21 protein-coding genes, 1 other RNA gene and 1 pseudogene are annotated in these 22981 nt (G+C 36.9%); 19 read left to right on the top strand and 4 right to left on the bottom strand.

The annotated features are described in order from the left end of the window. Positions 1-138: 138 nt before the first annotated feature. The 7 genes from IGI58_RS00655 (at position 139) to IGI58_RS00625 (ending at position 7567) form a co-directional block, all read left to right on the top strand. On the top strand, positions 139-474 hold the full coding sequence (locus IGI58_RS00655; protein WP_087640376.1) for a PTS lactose/cellobiose transporter subunit IIA: 336 nt from the start codon (positions 139-141) through the stop codon (positions 472-474). 23 nt (positions 475-497) lie between these two features. Then, complete coding sequence (locus IGI58_RS00650; protein ID WP_225535441.1) at positions 498-806, top strand: PTS sugar transporter subunit IIB; 309 nt, start codon at positions 498-500, stop codon at positions 804-806. A 17-nt stretch (positions 807-823) separates the two neighbouring features. Further along, positions 824-2083, top strand: a complete 1260-nt coding sequence (locus tag IGI58_RS00645) for a PTS sugar transporter subunit IIC (protein WP_087640374.1) — start codon at positions 824-826, stop codon at positions 2081-2083. 12 nt (positions 2084-2095) lie between these two features. Next, positions 2096-3142: a tyrosine-protein phosphatase gene (locus IGI58_RS00640; RefSeq protein WP_429955063.1), complete on the top strand. Its 1047-nt coding sequence runs from the start codon at positions 2096-2098 to the stop codon at positions 3140-3142. Between the two features lie 152 nt (positions 3143-3294). Continuing rightward, the gene (gene licT / locus IGI58_RS00635) at positions 3295-4131 is read left to right on the top strand and encodes a BglG family transcription antiterminator LicT (RefSeq protein WP_087640372.1); all 837 of its coding nucleotides are present in this window, start codon (positions 3295-3297) and stop codon (positions 4129-4131) included. A 95-nt stretch (positions 4132-4226) separates the two neighbouring features. Continuing rightward, complete coding sequence (locus IGI58_RS00630; protein WP_429955065.1) at positions 4227-6098, top strand: beta-glucoside-specific PTS transporter subunit IIABC; 1872 nt, start codon at positions 4227-4229, stop codon at positions 6096-6098. Positions 6099-6136: 38 nt separating this feature from the next. After that, positions 6137-7567 (top strand): 6-phospho-beta-glucosidase, encoded by a 1431-nt coding sequence (locus tag IGI58_RS00625; RefSeq protein ID WP_429955067.1) that lies wholly within the window; start codon positions 6137-6139, stop codon positions 7565-7567. Between the two features lie 83 nt (positions 7568-7650). Here IGI58_RS00625 and IGI58_RS00620 read toward each other — a convergent pair whose 3' ends face one another. Further along, positions 7651-8115: a DUF3788 family protein gene (locus IGI58_RS00620; RefSeq protein ID WP_429955069.1), complete on the bottom strand. Its 465-nt coding sequence runs from the start codon at positions 8113-8115 to the stop codon at positions 7651-7653. Positions 8116-8367: 252 nt separating this feature from the next. Here IGI58_RS00620 and ptcA point away from each other — a divergent pair, with 252 nt between their 5' ends. The 10 genes from ptcA to ssrA all read left to right on the top strand — a co-directional run bounded on the left by ptcA (position 8368) and on the right by ssrA (position 17351). Then, entirely contained in the window at positions 8368-9393 is a 1026-nt protein-coding gene (gene ptcA, locus IGI58_RS00615; RefSeq protein ID WP_225534137.1) for a putrescine carbamoyltransferase, read from the top strand. A gap of 97 nt (positions 9394-9490) precedes the next feature. Then, complete coding sequence (locus IGI58_RS00610; protein WP_429955071.1) at positions 9491-10900, top strand: APC family permease; 1410 nt, start codon at positions 9491-9493, stop codon at positions 10898-10900. Then, positions 10887-11978, top strand: a complete 1092-nt coding sequence (aguA, locus tag IGI58_RS00605; protein ID WP_429955073.1) for an agmatine deiminase — start codon at positions 10887-10889, stop codon at positions 11976-11978. Before IGI58_RS00610 ends, aguA (IGI58_RS00605) begins: the two co-directional genes overlap by 14 nt. Positions 11979-11988: 10 nt before the next feature. Further along, a complete protein-coding gene (gene arcC / locus IGI58_RS00600; protein ID WP_225533730.1) occupies positions 11989-12927 on the top strand; it encodes a carbamate kinase in 939 nt (312 codons plus the stop codon). Between the two features lie 112 nt (positions 12928-13039). Then, on the top strand, positions 13040-14137 hold the full coding sequence (gene aguA / locus IGI58_RS00595; protein WP_429955076.1) for an agmatine deiminase: 1098 nt from the start codon (positions 13040-13042) through the stop codon (positions 14135-14137). An 11-nt stretch (positions 14138-14148) separates the two neighbouring features. Then, positions 14149-14946, top strand: coding sequence for a MurR/RpiR family transcriptional regulator (locus IGI58_RS00590; RefSeq protein WP_087640363.1), 798 nt, complete (start codon positions 14149-14151; stop codon positions 14944-14946). A 520-nt stretch (positions 14947-15466) separates the two neighbouring features. Next, entirely contained in the window at positions 15467-15946 is a 480-nt protein-coding gene (locus IGI58_RS00585) for a GAF domain-containing protein (RefSeq protein WP_429955079.1), read from the top strand. A gap of 74 nt (positions 15947-16020) precedes the next feature. Further along, the gene (locus IGI58_RS00580) at positions 16021-16443 is read left to right on the top strand and encodes a VOC family protein (RefSeq protein ID WP_412523564.1); all 423 of its coding nucleotides are present in this window, start codon (positions 16021-16023) and stop codon (positions 16441-16443) included. Between the two features lie 92 nt (positions 16444-16535). Next, complete coding sequence (locus IGI58_RS00575) at positions 16536-16862, top strand: DMT family transporter (RefSeq protein WP_429955081.1); 327 nt, start codon at positions 16536-16538, stop codon at positions 16860-16862. Positions 16863-16984: 122 nt separating this feature from the next. Beyond that, positions 16985-17351, top strand: a transfer-messenger RNA (tmRNA) gene (gene ssrA, locus IGI58_RS00570). A 149-nt stretch (positions 17352-17500) separates the two neighbouring features. Here ssrA and IGI58_RS00565 read toward each other — a convergent pair. Then, the gene (locus IGI58_RS00565) at positions 17501-18226 is read right to left on the bottom strand and encodes an ArsR/SmtB family transcription factor (protein WP_429955084.1); all 726 of its coding nucleotides are present in this window, start codon (positions 18224-18226) and stop codon (positions 17501-17503) included. A gap of 81 nt (positions 18227-18307) precedes the next feature. Between IGI58_RS00565 and IGI58_RS00560 the strand changes: the two are divergent. Continuing rightward, positions 18308-19162: pseudogene (locus IGI58_RS00560) on the top strand (isocitrate lyase/PEP mutase family protein). Next, complete coding sequence (locus IGI58_RS00555; RefSeq protein WP_429955086.1) at positions 19159-20379, top strand: dicarboxylate/amino acid:cation symporter; 1221 nt, start codon at positions 19159-19161, stop codon at positions 20377-20379. The pseudogene IGI58_RS00560 and the gene IGI58_RS00555 overlap by 4 nt, the downstream one beginning before the upstream one ends. A 412-nt stretch (positions 20380-20791) precedes the next feature. Here IGI58_RS00555 and IGI58_RS00550 read toward each other — a convergent pair whose 3' ends face one another. Both IGI58_RS00550 and IGI58_RS00545 read right to left on the bottom strand, forming a co-directional pair. Beyond that, positions 20792-21301 (bottom strand): hypothetical protein, encoded by a 510-nt coding sequence (locus tag IGI58_RS00550; RefSeq protein WP_429955088.1) that lies wholly within the window; start codon positions 21299-21301, stop codon positions 20792-20794. Positions 21302-21740: 439 nt separating this feature from the next. After that, positions 21741-22655: a helix-turn-helix domain-containing protein gene (locus IGI58_RS00545; protein ID WP_429955090.1), complete on the bottom strand. Its 915-nt coding sequence runs from the start codon at positions 22653-22655 to the stop codon at positions 21741-21743. Positions 22656-22981 lie beyond the last annotated feature (326 nt).

Genomic DNA, 22981 nt, shown 5'->3' with positions numbered 1-22981 from the left:
TGTTTGATAAAGTGTTTTAATTTTAATGCAAAAGAAACACATAGGCATAATTCACTATATGGAGTGTTGGTTGAGTGTTTGGCATGAAAATTGCTTTATAGAGAGATGACTAGGATATATTTGAGAGGAGAAGGTCAGATGATTTCAGAAACAGATGTGATGCAGATCATTGTTTATGCAGGAAATGCAAAATCTCTAGCAATGAATGCAATCAAAGAAGCTAAAAAAGGGGATGTTGGGTCTGCTAAAAAACTTTTAGAGGAAAGCAAAGACAACTTAAAAATTGCTCACCAGCAGCATACAACTATTTTACAGAATTTTGCCAGTAATCCGGATGAACCTGCGACGATGTTTTTGACCCATGCGCAAGATCACATGATGGCAGCTATAACGGCTACGGATTTTACAAAAGAATTTATTGATTTGCATGAAGAAATGCGGGAATTGCGTAACTTAATTAAAAAGAGTGCTTAAAAATAATAGAAAAGGTGATCAGAATGAAAATTACGTTAGCATGTGCAGGTGGAATGTCTACAGGAATGTTAGTCAAAAAAATGGAAGAATATGCTTCTTCACAAGGAATTGATGCTGATATTTCAGCATGTGGTCTAAGCGAATTAGAAGAAAGAGTGACAGGATCGGATATTATATTGCTCGGTCCGCAAGTTGGGTATCAGCAGGAGGACGTGAAAAAAGAGTATCCTGAGATTCCTGTTTTAGTGATCGAGATGATGGATTATGGAATGATGAACGGAGAGAAAGTATTTAAGAAGGCACAAGAAGTTATTGCAGCTAAATCAAAATAGAAAAAGGAGAATGACAAATGTCAGAAGTGAAAAAAAGTTCATTTATCAATGGGTTGAATGTGTTTGTCAATAAATTTTCAAATAATACTTTTGTAAAAAGTATTGCTAACGGGATGATGATGACTCTGCCGATCACGATCGTTGGGAGTTTGACGACGATCATTGGTATGATTCCAGGATTACCGGAAATCGTGACAAAAGCATGTTCGTTAGGTACTTCGATTTCAAGTAATTTGATCACGATCTATATTATTATTGGGATTTCTTGCGCGATGGCAAGAGAGAAGAAAGGGGACACGATCGCGTCAATTATTTTGTCATTGGCTTCTTTCTTTGTTTTAACACCGATCACCGCTTTTGATATCGGCGGAGAAAAGCCTGCAATGGCGTATGAGCTGACTTATTTAGGTTCTAAAGGGATTTTTGTTGGGATGATCGTAGCGTTAGTTGTGACATGGCTATTTGCTAAAATGGTCGAAAAAAGAATTACATTCCGTATGCCGGAAAGTGTACCAACAGCGATTGCAAAGACATTTGAAGCAATCGTACCAGCAGCTATTATATTTATCGTTGTTATTATAATCAGTACATTGTTTGCAGAAACAAGATTTGGGAATGTCCATGATTTTATTTATACTAATTTACAAACTCCTCTTGAATCATTGGGTGGTTCGATTTGGTCAGCATTGTTCATTATGTTTTTATCTGAGTTACTTTGGTTTTTTGGGATTCATGGCAGTATGGTCGTTGGATCAGTGATCGCTGTTTTATTTACGTCACAAGCTTATGCTAATATGGAAGCTGTTGCTGCTGGAGAAGCTGCTACGAATATCATCAATTCATTTTTCTTAGATGCTTTTAAAGGACCAAGAGCTTTGGCTTTAGCAGTGATCTTAGTCTGGATGAGCAAAAGCGAAAAATTCAAATCGATTGGAAAAATCTCATTCATTCCAAGTATTTTTGGGATCACAGAACCGATGAAATTTGGGATTCCGATGATCATGAATGCAGTCATCTTTATTCCTTTGACACTTTCAGCGGCAGTTTGTGTGGGCATTGCCTATATTGCAACAATCATTGGATTTTTGCCGGTGATCAGCGTGAATGTGCCGAAAAATCTTCCGACATTTTTATCTGGATTTATGGCAGCTGGCTGGCAAGGATTAGTGGTACAGCTGATCCAGTTTGTTGTGGTACTATTGTTATATCTACCATTCATAAAAAAATTAGATAAACAAGGAGTCATTGAAGAAGCTGCAACGCTTGAAAATCAATAGGAGTGTGAGAATATGCAGATGCTGCAAGTTGAAAGAGAAGCAGATCATTTAAAAATCAATCTACCAGATTCAGTGAGACTTCCTGCTAAAGTATATTATAGTCGTGAAGATTCTGTGACTGAATCAACAACTTCATTTCTAGAATTTAGAGAGGCAGGTTGGCAGATGTTTAAGGATCCTGCCCCAAAAACACGTCTTTATTTTAAAGTATTTTCGGGTTCTGATGTCTTTATTGGCGCTGAACGGCGTTTACCATTGGATCATTTGTATAACTGTCGCGATCTAGGCGGCTACTATACAGCACGTGGTCAGATGACTCGGTGGGGTCTAGTCTTTCGCTCGGATGCTTTGCATCAAATCGATGAGGAGGAGCAAAAGTATATTGAACGGCTTGGAATCAAGCGAATCATTGATTTTCGTTCGCCGCAAGAAATAGCGAAAGACCCTAATAAGTCGATTTTATTGAGTGAAACAGTCAATTTTAATCCTCATGCGGATGTGGCTCAGCAAGCTAGTACCCAAACTGTCTCAAAAAAAGATGAAGAAAAAATTGCTCAGCTCGAAAAAATGGTCCGTACAGATGCAGGAAGAGAACAGTTAGTAAAGAATCGTAATGTGATGAGTAAACAGATGGAACAATTGGTATTAGGTGAAAAAGCAGTCAATGCCTATCAACGATTTTTCTCGACATTATTAGAAGCAGATTCTACACCATTGATTTTTCATTGTCAGGGCGGAAAAGACAGAACAGGTTGGGCAGCTGCGATCTATTTAAGTGCGTTAGGTGTCGATAAAGACCAAGTTTATCAAGATTATTTACTTACAGATAAGATGAATGCACCTAGAAATGCTAAGCGAATGGCTATTTACAAAAAATATACAGATAATGAAGATGTTCTTGCATTTTTATCCTCCTTGCAGTTAACTAAAAAAGAATATCTTGACGGTGCATTCAATGCAGTTGAAAAAACATTTGGAACGATGGAAAAGTATTTGAAACTTAGCTTAGGTATAACGGATAAGCAGCTAGATCTTTTGAGAGAAAAGTATTTATATTAAAATGAATGGCTGTTTTTCTTGTATTGACAACGCTTTACTTTCATGTTTTAATAACAAGAGAAATGAAGATTGTTACTGATTTTTCAGGCTATACTTTATTTCTTTCATATCGTTATATTAGCTAGCTGATCGAATCTCATTGAGGAGACACTATGGAAGTAAAAAAAGTAATCAATAATAATATCGTCAAGTCACTCAATCTGGATGGCCAAGAAGTTCTTGTGATGGGTAAAGGTATCGGTTTTAAGAAAACAGTCGGCGATGTGATCGATGACCGTTTGATTGAAAAAGTTTATACAAGCAATGCCGATTTAACAACTAATAAGTTAACTCAGCTGCTTTCGAATGTCCGCTTGGAGCATTTACAAGTAGCGAATGAGATTATTGGTTTTGCCAAAGTTTCTTTAGGAAAAAAATTGAATGAGAATATTTATCTGACATTGACAGATCATATCGACTATGCGATCGAACGACATAATAGCGGTTTACCGGTAAGAAATGCACTTTTGTGGGAAATCAAGCGTTTTTATAATCACGAATATTTGATCGGAAAAGAAGCGCTGAATATCATCTCCAATCGCTTGGATATCACGTTACCGGAAGATGAAGCTGGATTCATCGCCTTGCATATCGTCAATGCTGAACTTGATTTATCACAAGTTAGTCAAGTATCTGAGATGACAAAAGTGATTCAAAAAATCATCAATATTGTTAAGTATCATTATAAGACGGATTTAGATGAATATACGTTAAATTATGAGCGATTCATTACACATTTGAAGTTTTTTGTTCAGCGTTTATTTAGTGGAATAGAACTGGACAAGGATAAAGATGAAGGTTTCTTATTTATGTTAAAAGAAAAGTATCAGGAAGAATATCTCTGTGCTTTGAAGATTCGTGAGTATATAGGCAAAGAATTCGGTCGAGATTTAAAGGAGGATGAGATGATCTATCTCACGATCCATATTAGAAGAATTACAAACAATTAAAGGATTGTTACTGTGAAGAGCACAGGCTATACCTAAGAAAAGTTCTTTTTTAAAAGGACATTCTTAGGTATTTTTATTTTTAGGAGGAATTATTTATGAATTATCAGGAATTAGCAGATAAAATTATCGATAATGTCGGTGGAGAAAAAAATATTAGTGGACTGACTCATTGTGCCACTAGATTACGATTTAATTTGAAAGAGGAAAAAAAGGCTGAGACAGAAACACTGAAAAATATGGCGGGCGTAATGGGTGTTGTTTCAAAAGGTGGTCAGTATCAAGTAATTATCGGTAGTGATGTCGGTAGTGTATATAAAGAGATTTTGAAAAAAGTACCAACTTTGGATGGTCAGCAAGGTACATCAGCAGAAAAAGATGATCGGGGAGCGGCAGCTAAAGTCATCGATACGATCACAGGAATTTTTACCCCGATTTTACCAGCAATCACTGCAGCTGGGATGCTAAAAGCAGTATTGTCCTTATTAGTTGTTTTTAATGCAATAGATAAAACTGGACAAACGTATATCATTATTGATTTTATGGCAGATTCGGCCTTTTATTTTCTACCGATTCTTCTAGCTGCTTCTTCTGCACAGAAGTTTAAAACAAATATGTATTTAGCAATGATGGTCGGAGGAATTTTGCTGCATCCTAATTTTACTGGTATGGTGAATGCGATCAAGGAAGCTGGTGAAGGGAGTATTCATTTGTTTGGCTTGCCGGTCTCAGCAGTTTCTTATGGTTCTTCTGTGATCCCGATCATTTTATCTGTTTGGTTTATGTCGTATGTTGAACCTTTTGCTGATAAAATATCGCCAAAAGTGATCAAATTCTTTAGCAAACCATTGATTACGATTGCTATCGTTGGAACAATTTCTCTTGTTGTAATAGGACCTATCGGTTATTTGATCAGTGATGCTATTTCAAATGGAATCAAAGCTTTGGAAGAGTTTAGTCCTTGGTTGGTCCCAACGATCATCGGCGCCTTCACACCATTATTTGTTGCAACGGGTACACATTATGGGCTTGTTCCGATCGGTATCAATAATCGAATGACGACAGGCTATGACACAGTGATTTATCCAGGAATGTTAGCGTCTAACTTAGGGCAAGGAGCGGCTGCACTGGCAGTTGGATTTAAAAGTAAAGAGTCCTCTGTAAAACAATTAGCCTCTTCTGCTGGTTTGACAGGGTTATTTGGAATTACAGAGCCGGCTTTATATGGAGTGAATCTACGTTATAAAACGCCTTTGTATGCGGCAATGATCGGTGGCGGGATCGGCGGATTATTTATGGGGATCATGAGAGTGAAAAACTTTACTGGCGGATCACCAGGTTTACTAACTTTGCCAAGTTATATTGGTGATGATACACTAAAACATTTGTATATGGCATGTATCGGCGCAGCGATCAGTATTGGTATTTCTTTTGTTGTATCGTACATTTTATACAAAGAACCTAAGGTAGAAGAGCAAAGTGAAAAAAATGTTGTCAATGAAGTTCAAACGGATTCAACGACAAATGTTGTCAATCCGATCAAAGGTGAAATCACTCAACTCTCAGCTGTAGAAGATGGTATGTTTTCAGAAGAAATTTTAGGTAAAGGATTTGCAGTAAAACCGATAGAAGGTGTAGTTTACGCACCTTTTTCAGGAACTGTCACAGCTGTTTTTGATTCTAAGCATGCAATTGGTTTGACGAGTGATTCTGGTGTGGAGCTCTTGATCCATGTGGGAATCGACACTGTACAACTAGACGGTGAAGGCTATAAATATTTTGTTGAAAAAGATCAGAAAGTGACACCAGGAGATAAACTAATGGAATTTGACTTAGAGAAAATCAAAGAAAAAGGGTATAATATCATTACACCTGTTGTTGTAACAAATACAGTCGATTTTGGGGATGTTATTACGTTGACAAGTCCATTGTCTGATCCAGGCGAGCAGGTAATGAAAGTCATACGATAACGAATATCATTTATTATTATTTATTGGAGGAAAAAGATATGTCATTTAGAAAAGATTTTTTATGGGGCGGCGCTACAGCGGCCAATCAATGTGAAGGCGGCTATAATGAAGGCGGACGAGGCTTAGCCAATGTGGATCTAGCCCCTGTCGGACCGGATCGTTTTCCAGTGATCACTGGTGAAAAGAAAATGTTTGAGTTTGATGATGAGCATTTTTATCCTGCACAAAACGCGATCGATATGTACCACCGCTACAAAGAAGATATTGCTTTGTTTGCAGAAATGGGCTTTAAAACCTATCGTTTATCGATTGCCTGGAGTCGGATTTTCCCTTTAGGTGATGAGACTGAACCGAATGAAGAAGGCTTGAAATATTATGAAGATCTCTTCAAAGAATGCCGTAAATACAACATCGAACCATTGGTAACCATCACCCATTTTGATTGTCCAATGCACTTAGTCGAAAAATATGGAGCATGGCGCAGCCGTGAAATGGTTGGTTTTTACGAAAACTTATGCCGTGTGATCTTCAATCGCTACAAAGGTTTAGTGAAATACTGGTTGACCTTCAATGAAATCAACATGATCCTTCATGCACCATTTATGGGCGCAGGCTTGTATTTTGAAGAAGGAGAAAATAAGGAACAAGTCAAATACCAGGCTGCTCACCATGAGTTGGTAGCTAGTGCTGTGGCGACCAAAATCGCCCATGAAGTCGATCCAGAAAACCAGGTCGGCTGTATGTTAGCGGCTGGAACCAACTATGCGTATACATGTAAACCAGAAGATGTTTGGGCAGCACGTAAAGCAGACCGTGAAAACTTCTTCTTCATCGATGTCCAATCTCGTGGCGAATATCCAGCATATGCGCTGAAAGAATTAGAACGTGAAGGCATTGAATTACCGATCGAAGAGGGCGATTTGGAATTATTGAAAGAGCATACAGTTGATTTCATTTCCTTCTCTTATTATTCTTCACGTGTTCAATCAACAGATCCAGCGGTCAATGAACAAACAGCTGGCAATATCTTTGCTTCAGTAAAAAATCCTTACTTGGAAGCAAGTGAATGGGGCTGGCAGATCGATCCGCTTGGCTTACGTGTAACAATGAATGACTTGTATGACCGCTATCAAAAACCATTATTCATCGTGGAAAACGGCTTAGGTGCTGTGGATACACCAGATGAAAACGGCTATGTGGCTGACGATTACCGCATCGAATATTTAGCGGCACATATTCAAGCAATGAAAGATGCCGTGGAGTTAGATGGTGTCGATCTACTTGGTTATACAACGTGGGGCTGTATCGACCTTGTGTCAGCTGGAACAGGAGAAATGAAAAAACGGTACGGATTCATCTATGTCGATCGCGACAATGAAGGAAACGGCACGTTAAAACGTTCGAAGAAAAAGTCATTCGACTGGTATAAAAAAGTCATTGCGACAAATGGCGAAGATTTGACGAACTAAATCCTTGTGAATTGAAAAAGGGTGAACTTGAGAAATAATCCTCAAGTTCACCCTTTTTTGTATATTTTTCATTACAGTTTTTTCTATATATGTTCTTTTCTAAATTCTGCCAATACATAAATATCCTTGAGCTGTGAACATTCTGTAACATCGAAAATTAGCGAAAGATACTGCATTTTTTTTCCGTTAGGTTCTGTATTGTTGATCAATTCTTTGGTTTGTTCTGATAAAGGTAAAGCGACCAACTGAGCTCGAATTTTTTCAGAAAAGAAAAATGACACTTTAAAAAAGCCATCCCAGATAGATAACCAAAAAATAGGCTTCACTTTTTCGTTTCCTCGCGTGCTTATCCATTTATACTCACCCTTAGATAACCAAGCTTTTCCATCATTATAATAACGCCACTTCATCAATGAAATCTGATACTCTTTTAAGTCTTCGAGAAACCTAACATAAACATCAAAGGAATGACCAAGTCCCTCAGAAATAAGATCGTCCGATGGTTGTATTTCAGGATCTCTTAATAATTGTTGTGCCTTTTCAGTCATCGCATTTCCTCCTCGTCTTCACTTGATTTAATTAAAGTATAGCATGGTCAGAATAAAAAAAGTATATTTCTTTGGTTGATCTTACATGTAACGTGTTACGTAAAATGGAACAAGATACATGCTGCTTTTGACTTTATCAAGAACTGCGAAAACGCTTTAAAAATCATTTTCCAGGCGTTATGATTAACTCGTCAAAAGGAATACTCGAGTAGCCGACAAAAAATCAAGAAAAGATTGGTGGAAAACAAGATGATGAAAAAAAGAGATTTTGTAGACACAAATGATTTTACGAAAGCAGAAATCGATTATCTGATCCAGTTAGGCTTAAAATTGAAAGAATCGATCAAAAATGGTTATTATCCGCCATTATTAAAAGATAAAACATTAGGAATGATTTTTGAACAATCTTCTACACGGACAAGAGTATCATTTGAAACAGCAATGACACAGCTCGGCGGTCATGCCCAGTATTTAGCGCCCGGACAAATCCAGCTTGGCGGTCATGAATCTTTAGGTGATACAGCACGTGTGTTATCACGTTTAGTTGATATTTTGATGGCTCGAGTAGAACGTCATCATACGATCGTAGATTTAGCCAAAGATGCCAGCATTCCAGTTATTAATGGCATGAGCGATTATAATCATCCTACGCAGGAATTGGGAGATATCATCACTATGACAGAACATTTACCAGCAGGTAAAACATTAAGCGATTGTAAAATCGTCTTTGTGGGAGATGCGACGCAAGTATGTGTATCAACGATGTTTATGGCAACAAAGATGGGGATGGACTTTGTTCAATTTGGACCAAAAGGCTTCCAAATTAAAGAAGAAACATTAGCAATTGGCCGTGAAAATGCTGCTGTATCTGGCGGAAGTGTCTTGATCACAGAGGATGCCAAAGAAGCAATGAAGGATGCTGATTTTATTTATACAGATGTATGGTATGGCTTATATGAAGCTGAGCTATCAGAAGAAGAACGGATGGCAGCGTTCTATCCGAAATATCAAGTCAATAAAGAATTGATCGAGTTAGCTGCACCTCATGTGAAATTTCTACATTGTTTGCCTGCGACTAGAGGAGAAGAAGTCACAGATGAAGTATTAGATGCACCGTACTCTGTTGTACTGGATGAAGCAGAAAATCGTTTGACTGCGATGCGGGCATTACTTGTTTATTTCTTAAACCCTTATTTAAATTATGCAGGTGAAGCAGTTGCGGCTCACTATGATGCTGAATTCGAATTGATGTTAAGAAATGCTGTTGTTGCTAAGTGATCTGAAGTAATGGCAAGAAAAAAGCATGGGATGACTCTTTTTTTGAACCGTACCGTGCTTTTTTTCCAGCCGCTTTAATGAAAGGTGCGTACAAAACATGAAAGAAAAAAAGAAATTTCGGTTGTTTGACGCAGTTCTAATGGCTGTTGTAGTTATTTTAGTCGTTGAATCCGCTGCACCAGCAGCAGCTATAGGCTCATCACAATTTTTTTGGTGGGGAATTCTTTTGATTTTGTTTTTCCTTCCTTATGGCTTGATTTCCGCTGAGTTGGGAACGACCTATACAGGAGATGGAGGTATTTATGACTGGGTGAAAATGGCATTCGGACGCCGCTGGGGCGCTCGCGTTGCTTGGTTTTATTGGATCAATTTTCCAATTTGGATGGCAAGCCTTGCGGTTCTTTTTACAGAGGTCATGGTTCAAATTTTTGGATTGAATCTTGGAACACCAGCATTGATCATCGGTCAATTGTTCTTTATTTGGTTAGTTACCTTGATCAGTTGTTACCCGGTCAGTGACAGCAAATGGATCTTAAATATTGCTGCATTTGCAAAAGTTGCGATCATGGTTTGCTTAGGTATTTTAGGTATTTATCATGCTGTAACAAAAGGCATGGCCAATGATTTTTCCGGCAAAGCGTTATTGCCGACATTCGATCTAAATAGCTTAAGCTTTATTTCAGTCATTCTATTTAACTTTTTAGGATTTGAAGTTGTGACGACTTTGGCTAGTGATATGGAAAATCCTAAAAAACAAATTCCTCAAGCGATTATTTACGGTGGAATCCTGATTGCTTTCTTTTATCTATTCGCTGCATTTGGTATGGGTGCTGCGGTTCCAGCGGATCAGTTATCAACCTCAGGTGGTTTGATCGACAGCTTCATTTTGTTGGTTGGAGGGATTAACCCGTTTGTTATCATAATCGGGATATTGTTTATGTATACATTAGCGGCGAATTTGATCTCATGGGCTTTAGGAGTAAATTATGTAGCGTTCTATGCGGCAAAAAATCATGATATGCCTAAAGTTTTTGCAAAAGAAAATCCTAAAAATGACATGCCAGTTGGCGCTTCTGTGATCAATGGTATTGTTGCCACTATTTTAGTTGTCGCAGCACCATTTATTCCAAATGAAAATATTTTCTGGGCTTTCTTTGCCTTAAATGTGGTCGCGCTTTTACTATCTTACATTATGATGTTTCCGGCATTTCTAAAATTGCGGAAAATAGATCCGAACAAAGAACGCCCATTTAAAGTGCCTGGTGGTCCAGTTCTATTAAAGATCATGGCATATGTTCCTTTAGTTTTATTAGTGATCACGTTATTTTTCTCTACGATTCCTTTATCAAGTAGTGAGTTTAGTGAGAAGATCCCTATTTTGATCGGGACGGTCGCAGCAGCTCTTATTGGCGAATGCTGTATCCGTTTAGGCGATAAAGAATACAATAAAAAGCAGATGATAAAACAAAATCAGCAAAAGGAGAGTTTAGAGCATGAAAACAATTGATAGTTCACCAAAAAAAGATGGTTTTCGTATGCCGGGGGAATTTGAAGCGCATCAAGGTGTTTACATTTTATGGCCGGAACGTCCGGATAACTGGCGCAATGGCGGCAAACCAGCACAAAAGGTCTTTGTTGACGTAGCAGTAGCAATCAGCGAATTTGAACCTGTAACCGTTGGCGTATCGGCTGAACAATATGATAACGCCCGCCATATGCTCCCAGAAGAAGTTCGTGTCGTTGAAATTGCCAATGATGATGCTTGGGTTCGTGATTGTGGTCCGACCTTTGTCAAAAATGACGAAGGAGAAGTGCGCGGGGTTGATTGGACGTTCAATTCCTGGGGAGGATTAGTAGACGGCTTGTATTTTCCATGGGATAAAGATGATCAAGTTGCCCAAAAGATATGTGAGATTGAATGGAAAGACCGTTATCGTCTAAATGATTTTGTATTAGAAGGCGGCTCGATTCACGTAGATGGTGAAGGAACTCTGATCACGACGGAAGAATGCTTGCTCTCAGAAGGTAGAAATCCGCAGTTATCAAAAGAACAAATTGAACAGGTTTTAAAAGAATATCTTTCTTTAGAAAAAATCATTTGGCTAAAACGTGGAATCTATTTGGATGAAACGAATGGGCATGTCGACAATATCATCAATATCGTCAAGCCTGGTGAAGTTGTATTAGCTTGGACAGATGACGAAAATGATCCGCAATATGACATCTCAAAAGAATGCTTGGAAATTTTAGAAAATGAAACAGACGCGAAAGGCCGCAAGTTGGTTGTGCATAAATTACACGTGCCAAAACCGATCTTGATTACAGAAGAAGAAAGTTTGGGTGTTGATGCAGTCGCTGGAACATTGCCTAGAGAAAAAGGAGATCGTTTGGCTGCCAGCTATGCCAATTATTATACAGCGAATGGCGGAGTGATCGTTCCAATATTTGGTGATCCAAATGATGAAAAAGCTTTAAATTTACTACAAGAATTATATCCAGATAGAAAAATCGTTGGAGTTCCCGCACGCGAAATTCTCCTAGGCGGGGGCAATATTCATTGTATTACTCAACAAGTTCCGAAGTGAGGTAGAACAAATGACAAAAAGAATCGTCGTTGCTTTAGGCGGGAACGCCATTTTGACCACTGATGCGAGTGCTAAAGCTCAGCAAGAAGCTTTAGCCAAAACAGCACACTATTTAGCAGACTTTATAGAAGCTGGTCATGAATTGATCATTTCACATGGGAATGGTCCGCAGGTCGGTAATTTATTATTACAGCAACAACTAGGTGCTACAGAAAAAAATCCAGCTATGCCACTGGATACTGCGGTAGCAATGACACAAGGAAGTATCGGCTACTGGTTAGAAAATGCTTTGGTGGACGAACTGAAGAAAAGAAAAATTTCAAAACCAGCAGCAACGATTTTAACACAAGTCGTTGTGAGTGAAACAGACCCCGCTTTTCAAGCACCAAGCAAACCGATTGGTCCATTTTTGAGTAAAGCTGAAATGGATGCTGAAAAAGAGCAAACACAAGCAACATATGTAGAGGATGCGGGTAGAGGCTATCGCAAGGTGGTCCCTTCACCAACGCCTGTCGATATTGTTGAATATGCAGTGATCAAACAATTGGTCGAAAATGGCATCGTGACAATTGCAGGTGGCGGAGGCGGTATTCCAGTCATCATGAAAAATGGCGTTTATGAAGGTGTTGAGGCTGTGATCGATAAGGACTTTGCCTCTGAGAAAATCGCTGCTTTGGTTCATGCAGATATGCTGGTGATACTGACTGGAGTAGATCATGTCAGTATCAATTTCAATCAGCCGAACCAAGCTGATTTGACGAAGGTAACGGTTACGCAAATGGAAGAATACATTCAGCAACAACAATTTGCTCCTGGCAGTATGTTGCCTAAAGTTCAAGCAGCAATTGCGTTTATAAAAGAGAGTAAAAACGGCAAAGCAGTAATCACTTCTCTTGAAAATATCAAAAATCTATTAGAAGAAGAAACGGGTACGATCATTACAGCCTAGTTGAAAAAAAGAGTAGAACAAAAACTAGTGTCTACTCTTTTTTTCTGATATATTAAAAATATATCGTTTACATAAAACAGCAATTTATGAAATGAAAAGGAGTGCAGCATTGATGAAATTAACGACTAGCAATCCTAAAGAAGACGGTTTTTGGGCACCAGCAGAATACGAACGACATGAAGAAACATATATGATTTGGCCAGAACGCGCAGACAATTGGCGGAATGGCGGCAAACCAGCGCAAAAAGCATATGCTGCTGTCGCAAAAGCAATTGCTCAATTTGAACCAGTAACGATGCTGGTTTCAGCTAAACAATACAAAAATGCACGTCAGCTGTTGCCAAATTCTATCCGTGTGATGGAAATGAGTAATAATGACGCTTGGATCAAGGATTATGGTCCAATCTATGTCGTGAATAAAAATGGTAAGGTTCGTGGTGTTGATTGGCGTTTTAATGCTTGGGGCGGCTTGTTGGACGGACTATATTTTCCGTGGGATCAAGACGATCTGATCGCTGAAAAGCTGTGTGAATTTAAGCGGCTGGATTATTACAGTTTAGAAGACTTTGTATTAGAAGGCTGTTCTGTTCATTTAGACGGAGAAGGAACGCTGTATACCACAGAAGAAGTTTTGCTTTCAGAAGGAAGAAATGAGAACTATTCTAAAGAAGAGATCGAAGCCATTTTGATTGACTATTTTAATGTTGAAAAAATCATTTGGCTCAAACAAGGATATTTTTTAGATGAAACCAATGGAGATATAGATAATATGATCAATATTGTTCGTCCCGGAGAACTTGTTTTAACTTGGACCGAAGATCCGGAAGATCCACAATATGAAATCTCTAAAGCAGCCTATGAACAATTACGGCAGGAAACAGATGCAAAAGGAAGAAAACTGGTTATCCATAAAATGGTGATGCCGGAGCCTATTTATATCACCACTGAAGAAAGTGAAGGGGTGGATCCTGTTAATGGGATGCTGCCGCGTTTTCCAGGAGATCGATTGACTGCAAGCTATGTTAGCTACTATACAGCGAATGGGGGTATCGTATATCCCAGATTCAATGATAAAAATGACCATAAAGCACAGAAATTATTGGAGAAACTTTATCCGGATCGCAAAGTCGTCGGTGTTCCAGCTCGTGAAATTTTACTTGGCGGCGGTAATATCCATTGCATCGCACAAAGTATTCCTAAAACCTGCTAGGAGGGAAGAAGATGGATTTTTTTGAAGTAGTGAACCCTCATGTTTCAGAACTAACGAAAAATGAACATCTGCTCTTTGATTATGTTGTCAAAAACTTGAACGAAATCAAAAATAAAAGTATTCGGGAAGTAGCAGATGACTGCTTTGTTTCGACGACTACTTTTCTGCGATTTGTTCGAAAAGTCGGTTTTTCGGGCTACAGTGAATTCACCACAGTCATTAAATATACATTACTCAATCAGATCAAAGAAGAGAAAGTCAGTCCATTCGTCGTATCACAAAAAGATTATCGGGAAGAGTATTTAAAAAATATCAACGAATCTGTTCGTGTGATCGATAAAAAGAGTTTGGCAGTGGTTGGAGAGTATCTAAAGAAAAAACCGATCATTTATTTGTTCGCCAAAGGAATGAATAAACAGTTGATGCAGTATGTGAGATACTTGTTTGTAGCAGCAGGATTTTTGGTTGTTTTTCCAGAGGATCAATCAATGCGGGCTCTTGTTCAAAATCAAATCAAATCGACAGATATGGTTTTTATTTTGACCTATCAGGGTAAGGATCAAGAATGGATCAAACTGATGCAGCAACTGAAAAATACGGTTCATCCTCTACTCGTTTCGATCACCGGAGCAGATAATAATGTTGTTCAAAATATGAGTGATGTTAATTTCTATGTATTTACAGATGAGTTGTTTTTAAATAAAATGGAAATCACGTCGCATATCTCGATGCTTGCCATTTTAGAATTGATCTTGTATCAGTATCTGGATAATGCAGAGGATGGGGAATATCATTTAGTGTTTAAATGACGTATTATTTGTGAAGCACGTAGCAAAATAAAAAAAGTTGTCAAGAACAGTGAGTGTTCAGGACAACTTTTTCGTTTATAGTTTGCCATAGTCATGTTGATGTTTAGGGGTATGTCTCAAAAATGAATAGGCGGCAAATGAGAGTGCAGACAACGTTGCTCCTGTGACTAAAATTTTTTTCATAAAACACCATTCCTTTCATTAAGGTCATTTATGATCAAGTGCTGATCATCAGCACGTACGTGGACGGTAGGATTCGAACCTACACCTCATCGGTCGAGAATAAACATCCGTTAGTCCTCAAAGAGTTTTAACACCACGTTCATCCACAAAATATATTGGTTGTTTACTATGATTAAACTATACCTTTAATAGATTAAATCAAACATAAAAAAATTCGAAAAAAGTGTGAACTTGTTTGAAATTGTAGTGAAGAATGTGAACATCTTGCTAGATGAAATCACGAGCAGCTATGTTATAATAAAAAAATCATTAACGATAAAAAAGGTGGGGACTTACAATGTGGAATAATTTAGACGAAAAGCAATCAGCATATAAACTATTGGTGCAGCAACAAGCAGCCATCATTGAGATTGAACATGATAAAATCGCAAACTTAGCAAATTCATCAGCATTACTTGCAGAAACGTTACCAAATACAGTGTTTGCCGGTTATTATTTATTCGATGGGAAAGAATTAGTTTTAGGGCCATTTCAAGGGAAGGTATCCTGTACGAGAATCAAAATGGGGAAAGGTGTCTGCGGAGAAGCCGCCGAACATAGAAAGACCCTCATTGTTGATGATGTAAAAAAACATGAGAATTATATCTCTTGTGATTCAGCAGCTCAATCGGAAATCGTTGTGCCAATGGTAAAGGAAGGTAAATTACTGGGTGTTTTAGACTTAGATAGTTCGGTAACAGAAGGATACGATGCAATCGATCAGGAGTATTTAGAACAATTTGTTGAAGTGCTATTAAAAGATACGGATTTTTCATAAAGGTGAGCGTTATTTTCGCGTAATCTATTTCTGCATGAGATAATGAGCAAAATGATAGTGAGAGGATGGTACTTATGTTACAAGTCTATTTAAACTTTAAGAATCAGGCAGCAGAAGCAATTGCTTTTTATGAAACAGTGTTTGATGTAAAAAATGATGGGATCATGACGTTTGCGGATGCACCGGAAGATCCCGAGCATCCTACACCTGAGGAATGGAAAGATTTGATCATCAATGCTTCGATGACGATCGAGGGTGTCCCCGTCATGTTTTCAGATGTGCCGGATGGGATGGGCTTAACATTCGTTGAAGGAAACAATGTATCTTTAGTTGTTTCAACTGAAGATGAGGAGAAAATCGATCGTATCTTTGCTCGGTTGTCCGAAGGCGGAAACATAACAATGCCGTTAGGAGAAACCTTTTGGGCTAAAAAATACGGCATGGTCGTTGATAAATTTGGCATCAATTGGATGTTAAATTGCTACACGGAAGCTTAAAGGTGCAATTATCTAAAGGATCATTACTAGTTTTTTCTAGTAGTGATCTTTTTTTGTTATACTAGTGATGGAAGTTATTTAGGAGGAAAAAAATGATTGGATATTTGTATCTTTTGATCGCTATCATCAGTGAAGTACTTGCAACGAATTTACTGAAAGCTACAGTTGGATTTACCAAACTTATTCCCTCGATCACGTGTTTGATTGCCTACGCCATCTGTTTTTATACACTATCAAAAGCCATCAATTACATGCCATTGAATGTGGCGTATGCACTTTGGGGAGCAATAGGGATCATTATGATCACGGTTTTTTCAGTTGTTTATTGGAAAGAGCAGTTAAACGTACCAACAATGATCGGTTTAGGATTTATCGTCATTGGAACGGTTTTAGTCAATGTTTTTGGAACTGGGCATTGATGTTATACCAAATTCTGTTATTCCTTTTTATTAGAATGATGGAAGATAAGCGCCTGACTCTTTTAAGACAACAAAAAATATGTTATACTATTAAAAGCATGACATATGCTTTTAATCTGTACGGGGACGTTACGGATTCGACAGGCATAGTTGAGCTTGAATTGCGTTTCGTAGGTTACGTCTACGTAAAAACGTTACAGTTAAATATAACTGCTAAAAACGAAAACAATACTTTCGCTCTAGCTGCGTAAAACCAGCAGGTGAAGATCCTCTCGGCATCGCCCATGTGCTCGAGTAAGGGTCTCAAATTAAGTGGGATACGCTAACTTTTTCCGTCTGTAAAAGTTAGAAGAGATCATCAGACTAGCGATACAGAATGCCTGTCACTCGGCAAGCTGTAAAGCGAACCTTTAAATGAGTGTACTATGAACGTAGAGGTTTAAGTGGCAATGTGTTTGGACGCGGGTTCGACTCCCGCCGTCTCCATGAATTTTGTGGAGAGAAACAGTAGAAACGCTGATGTACAAAGGATTGTACGGTGTTTCTACTGTTTATTTTTTTGTGTTGAAGTAGTCTTAATTTATTGACCAATATAATTAAAAAACAATACTGCAGTTAGTTCTTGTTTCTCTTTTTCTTCATTCTCCTATTTTCCTCATTTGTGTGCCCAATCTTTTGTCATGACTTTTTATTAGTTTAAGATTTCTATCAATAGATTTCAACCATTCAGGGGAACTCGCTGACAACGTTATGCTTCTATTTTTAGTAGATTTTACGATCCAACCTTGTCGCAAAAAAGCCGAGCAAAGTGCTGATCCTAAGGAACCTGCAAGATGGAATTTTCTTTCACTCCAATCCATGCAAAGTTTTCCATTTAAAGATTCAGGTGCTTTGACACCCATTCCTTTAAAAAAAGTTACCCCCTCCTTGGATATACTGACTTCATGATTATTGTTTTCTATATACTGATTTTCTATCAAAAATTCAAACAGTCCCACACCCAATTCTCCCGCTAGATGAGAATAACAAGTACGCGCTTCTTTTATTTCTAAGTATTCTTTCTTTTGGTTGTATGAATTGATTTTCTTCGGAGCGGAAATAGTCATTAATGATTCGATGATCTCCGCAAGAGAATCATTTGTTAGTCCGTAGTAGACATTTCTTCCTTGCTTATAAGTGTCGATCCATCCTATGATAGAGAGCTTTTTCAAGTGATATGAGACTGTGCTAAGAGACACTTTCGTCCGTTTTGAGAGCTCTGTAACTGTATAGTATCGATGATCGATCAGGATTGTCAGTAGTTCTATTCTTGTAGGATCACCAATAAGCTGGAGTGTTTCCGGAAGATCTGGGATACCATTCATTCAACTCAACTCTTTTCTATACTTCGATCACCATCAAAGTATTTCTATGATAATTTATACTTATCATATCAGAAGAAAGAAATGAATAGAATGGCTATTACTCAAAATCAAAGAGACAAAGTTAAGCAATTTCAAGAAATACATAGAAAAGAGGGACTATTTGTCTTGCCAAACATTTGGGATGCTGGTGGAGCAAAAATTTTTGAGCAAAAAGGATTTGCTGCTGTGGCTACCACTAGTGCATGAGTTGCTTTTGCAAATGGATTCTCCGATGGGGAAGAACTACCTCTTACTATTTTACTAGAGACAGTTCAGCGAATTTCCACTAAAATTACCATTCCGTTGTCAGTCGATTTTGAAAGAGGTTATAGTGAAAATGCTGAAGAGGTATACGAAAATGCCAAACAATTACTTCTTGCTGGTGCGGTGGGGCTCAATATTGAAGACGGATTACCCGACAAAAATATCTCTGATCGGCAATCTATGAAGCGTAAGCTTGAATATCTGAACCAGTTAAAAAAAGAATTTGCACTTGATTTTTTGATCAATGCGAGAACAGATATCTACTGGAATCAAATTGGTGAGCAAAAGAGCCGATTATCTGCAACGATAGAACGCTTGAATAGCTATCTTTCATGGGGAGCTGATTGTGTATTTGTCCCAGGAAATATTTCCGTTGAAGAATTGCAAAGATTGACAAAAGAGGTGAACGGACCAATAAATATTTTATTGAGCAAAAATTTGAAAAATATGAATCAATTAAATGAATTAGGGGTCAAAAGAGTGAGTTTAGGCTCCTCAGTGAGTAGAAATAGTATCAAGCATCTATTCAATGAAAGCAATAAAATAAAAAGAAATGATTTTGACTCGTTACTGAGTGACAGTTTATCTTATGATTTTGTAAATCAGTTCTATGGAATGGGTGAAGAAAAATGACTTACATTGCAAACTATAAGTCTTCCTTTTTCCTACTGATAAGTATTATTGTTGGAGGAACCGTTGGCGTCATCTATCCTGAAAGTTCAGTAATCACTTATCCTTTAGGAAATATCTATCTGAATTATCTTTATGTTTTAGTGGCTCCATTGATCTTCTTTAGTATTATCACATCCATTATTTCAACTAAAACGATGACTAAAGCCAGGAATATTCTATTTCTGAGTACGACCATTTTTTTACTATTTTCACTAGCAGCAAGTCTTATTGCTCTATTTTTAGGTTTGCTGTTTCCTTTAATGATCGACACGAACAATATTTTGACTTCAACGACTTTACCACAGACGAATGAAAACGTAACTTTCACAGAAAAAATAATTGACATGATTTCTGTGAAAAATCTCCCTGAATTGTTTCATTCTGAGAATATGATACCGCTGCTGCTTTTTTCCGTGTTAGTCGCGGCGGCTATTCGGAAATTAGGGACTAAAGCAACTCCGTTCATTGCTTTTTTTTCACTAACTACGGAGCTCTTGTACACAATGATCTCAATAGTAATGAAATTTGCTCCGATTGGTTTTGGTTGCTATTTTTCATATAGCATGAGTCAAACAGGCCCTACGATATTAAAGAGCTATGCAAAAATTTTTGTGCTTTTTCTTTTTTTCTCACTCTTTTTTTATTGCGTTTTCCATAGCTTAGTTCTTTATTTTTCAGGGGGATTTGCTAAGGTAAAACAATTTTGGAATTTTAGTACAATTCCAGCACTGACTGCTATTGCAACAGCATCAAGTTCAGCTTGTATTCCGGCAAATCTAAAAGCTTGTGACCAGTTAGAAATTGATCAGGATGTTTCTAGAGCAGTTATTCCTTTAGGTGCAAACATCCATAAAGATGGTGCAACAGGTGCTAGTGTGTTGAAAATATTATTGATTTTGAGCCTTTGTGATATTGAGTATATGAACCCTTCTACATTAGCCTTAGTGATTTTTACAGCAATATTATCAGGAATTGTAATGGGGACTGTTCCAGGAGGAGGTGTATCTGCAGCAATTGTAACGATTTCACTTTTTCATTTCCCAGCAGAAATGATTTCGATCATTATATTATTGAGTACACTGTTCGATATACCAGCAACACTATTAAATTCTGTAGGGAACATTCCAACTGCTATTATTGTGGATCGTCTTTTACAAAAAAAGAACAATTATGAATAGTTCATAGAAAACAAAAATTTACTGATATCACTTTCGTTGTGTATGCTATTTAGTAAAAATGCTTTTTTGATTACGTTTGTATAACTGGGTTCATTGATTCATTTGTTAAATACACACAGTATACATTACTAAATAAATTAGTGTCATTTAGGTTTATTATACATTTTTTGAGATATTAGGATTCGGCTAGTCTTTTGAAAGATGAACAAAAAGGTCTTTGAAATAGCCGGAGGAATTATTTTTTGAAAAGGAAAGCATGAAGTATACAGCTCGATAGCATCAAATAGACCGATCATAAATCTTATGAACTTAAAATACAAAAAGAGAGTACATGAAAAAACTATGCTGGTACTTAGCCAGCATAGTTCAAATAATTTTCCCCAATTATAAGATGTTAGTAAAAATAGGCTAATTATTGTTGTAAAGTAGTCTGTTCATTCTCTAATTGAATTTGTTTCTCTTCTAAATAAAATTTAAATTCATTGAGCTTATCAATTAATTTATATGGGTTTACCAAGTCACGAAGAGGAGCAACGGCTTCATTGTATTCTTGTTTTAATTGAGCGAGCTCTTCTGTAGAAACAGCTTCTTTCATCAAAACAGAAAATTCTTGTTTTAACCGTTTAAATTCTTCTTCTGCACTAGCTTCGTCCATAAAGGATTGATCATTCTCAGTTGAAGGGTTCTCAATCTCAGCCGGAACATGCACAGTTTCGACTGAGTTAGTTATTTCGGGTACCTCCAGATTCTCTCGTTCTTCGGAAGTAGTTGAAAACTTTGTTGGTTTATCATGTTTGGAGGTTTTTGTTTTTTCAGCACTGCTAGCTATAGGTTCTTGGATATCAGAATTATCTTCGCCATTCATCTTAATCAAAAATAGCACAAATAAAACAACAACCCCAATGCGTAATATTCGTCTCATAAAAAAACTCCTTTTCAAATTTTTCTATCAGTAATCATATCTGCTGTAACAGTTTTTCTTGATTTCAAATCTAGGATTCATTATGTTGCCAAAGGTCTGTTAACTCTAAGTATAGCAAATTAGTTGCTTGAATAAATGCAAATAATTGAAATTAAAGAGATACTTATATTATTTAGTTTGATTGTTTGTTGAGAATTTTATATTGAAAGTGTGTTACTGATGCAGATTCAGAAAAGGGAAAGAGCGTAAAGTGAGGTGTAGTATACATTTTAACCTGTTTTCGATCAAATAAAAAAATATTTAATGACTAAAGGGTTGAAATGTTATACATTATATAGTATTATAAATATACCCTAACAGTATTTTCATTTTACTCAATCCGAGTAATACTCCTTATCCCACCTTTTATAAGGTGGGATATTTGTTTAATAGTAGGGTATTAAGTTTCTTTGAATAGACCAACAGAATATTTTTTAAGCATCTTTTCGCTGTCACGTTCATGCGTTAATAATTTTACTTCTTTTTTTACTTGTTCAGCTTGTAAGGTATCTCCAGTATTTTCTAATAAATGTATAAAATCATAAACGCGTTCCATATATACAGGTTCGCCATCTAAGATATAATTTAAAAGATTAGATAAGTACTGTAGATTCAATTTAAAGCTATAATTCTCGCTTCGTTTATCCTGTTTTTTTGCTAATTTGATATATTTTTCTGCACCTTCATAATCTTTTGCATACAGTTTTAAAGAAATCAGATTGATAAGTATGTTATGAGCAAATTTTTTTGTAGAAAAGTCTCGCTGATCCTCATATTTCATTGGGAACATTCGAGAAACTAACAAGTCAGATTGCTTACTTGTGAAAAATCGGATTAAATTGGCTGTAATTAAGTAATCATATTGAAGATAAAATGATTTTTTTAGAAGTAATTCAAAAATATCATTTACTTCTTTTTGCGTAATTTGATCGACTTCGTCCCAGTGAGCAAAAAAGAAGTTTTTAATTGCAATGTAGTTAGATAATTCTCTCAGAGATTTATTCTCTTTATCTTTTAGTAAAAAGTAATAGTTAAGCAGCTTTTTCTTAGCTGTTTGATTTTCTAGATGAGCACCACAGTAATAAAAATAATCTCTAAAGTCTTGCTGTTCTTTATCAAAAGTTGCAAAACTAAAAAATTCTTCTGAATTAATCGATACATGACCTAATATCTCTTCAAGTTCAGTGACTTTTAAAGAACGCTTACCACTTTCTATTTTAGAATAGGTTGAGGGGTCCGTGAATTCTGACATCATTTCTTTTTGAGTAAGCTTTAGTTTGAGTCTGAAAAAACGTAAAGTTTCTATGATATTCAAGCGTTTCTCCCCTTTCATATGCGATTATAGCATGAAAAATGAGCTTATTTCCATTTTTTAAGAAAAAAATTATTTTTATTTTAGATATTTATGCCAATTTCGCACTTTTTCACATTACTACTTTCCTTTTTTTTATCTGTTTGTTATTGTTTACCTAAGGAAAATTATTTGTTTGCAATCGTTGCTTAAATAATGATGGATGGGGGTGTGCTGATGATTTCATTGATTGCTTTGGTTTCTGGAGTTATTTCTGTATTCGTTATTACGGGTGCGGGTTAGAAATGTGATTAGCTGCCTCAAGTTTTGAATTATAATAAGACATATTT

The organism is Enterococcus sp. AZ020 (genome assembly GCF_050499205.1).
Lineage (GTDB): Bacteria > Bacillota > Bacilli > Lactobacillales > Enterococcaceae > Enterococcus_L > Enterococcus_L dunnyi.
The sequence above is the reverse complement of the archived record's forward strand: the minus strand, read 5'-3'. Positions and strand labels throughout refer to the sequence as shown.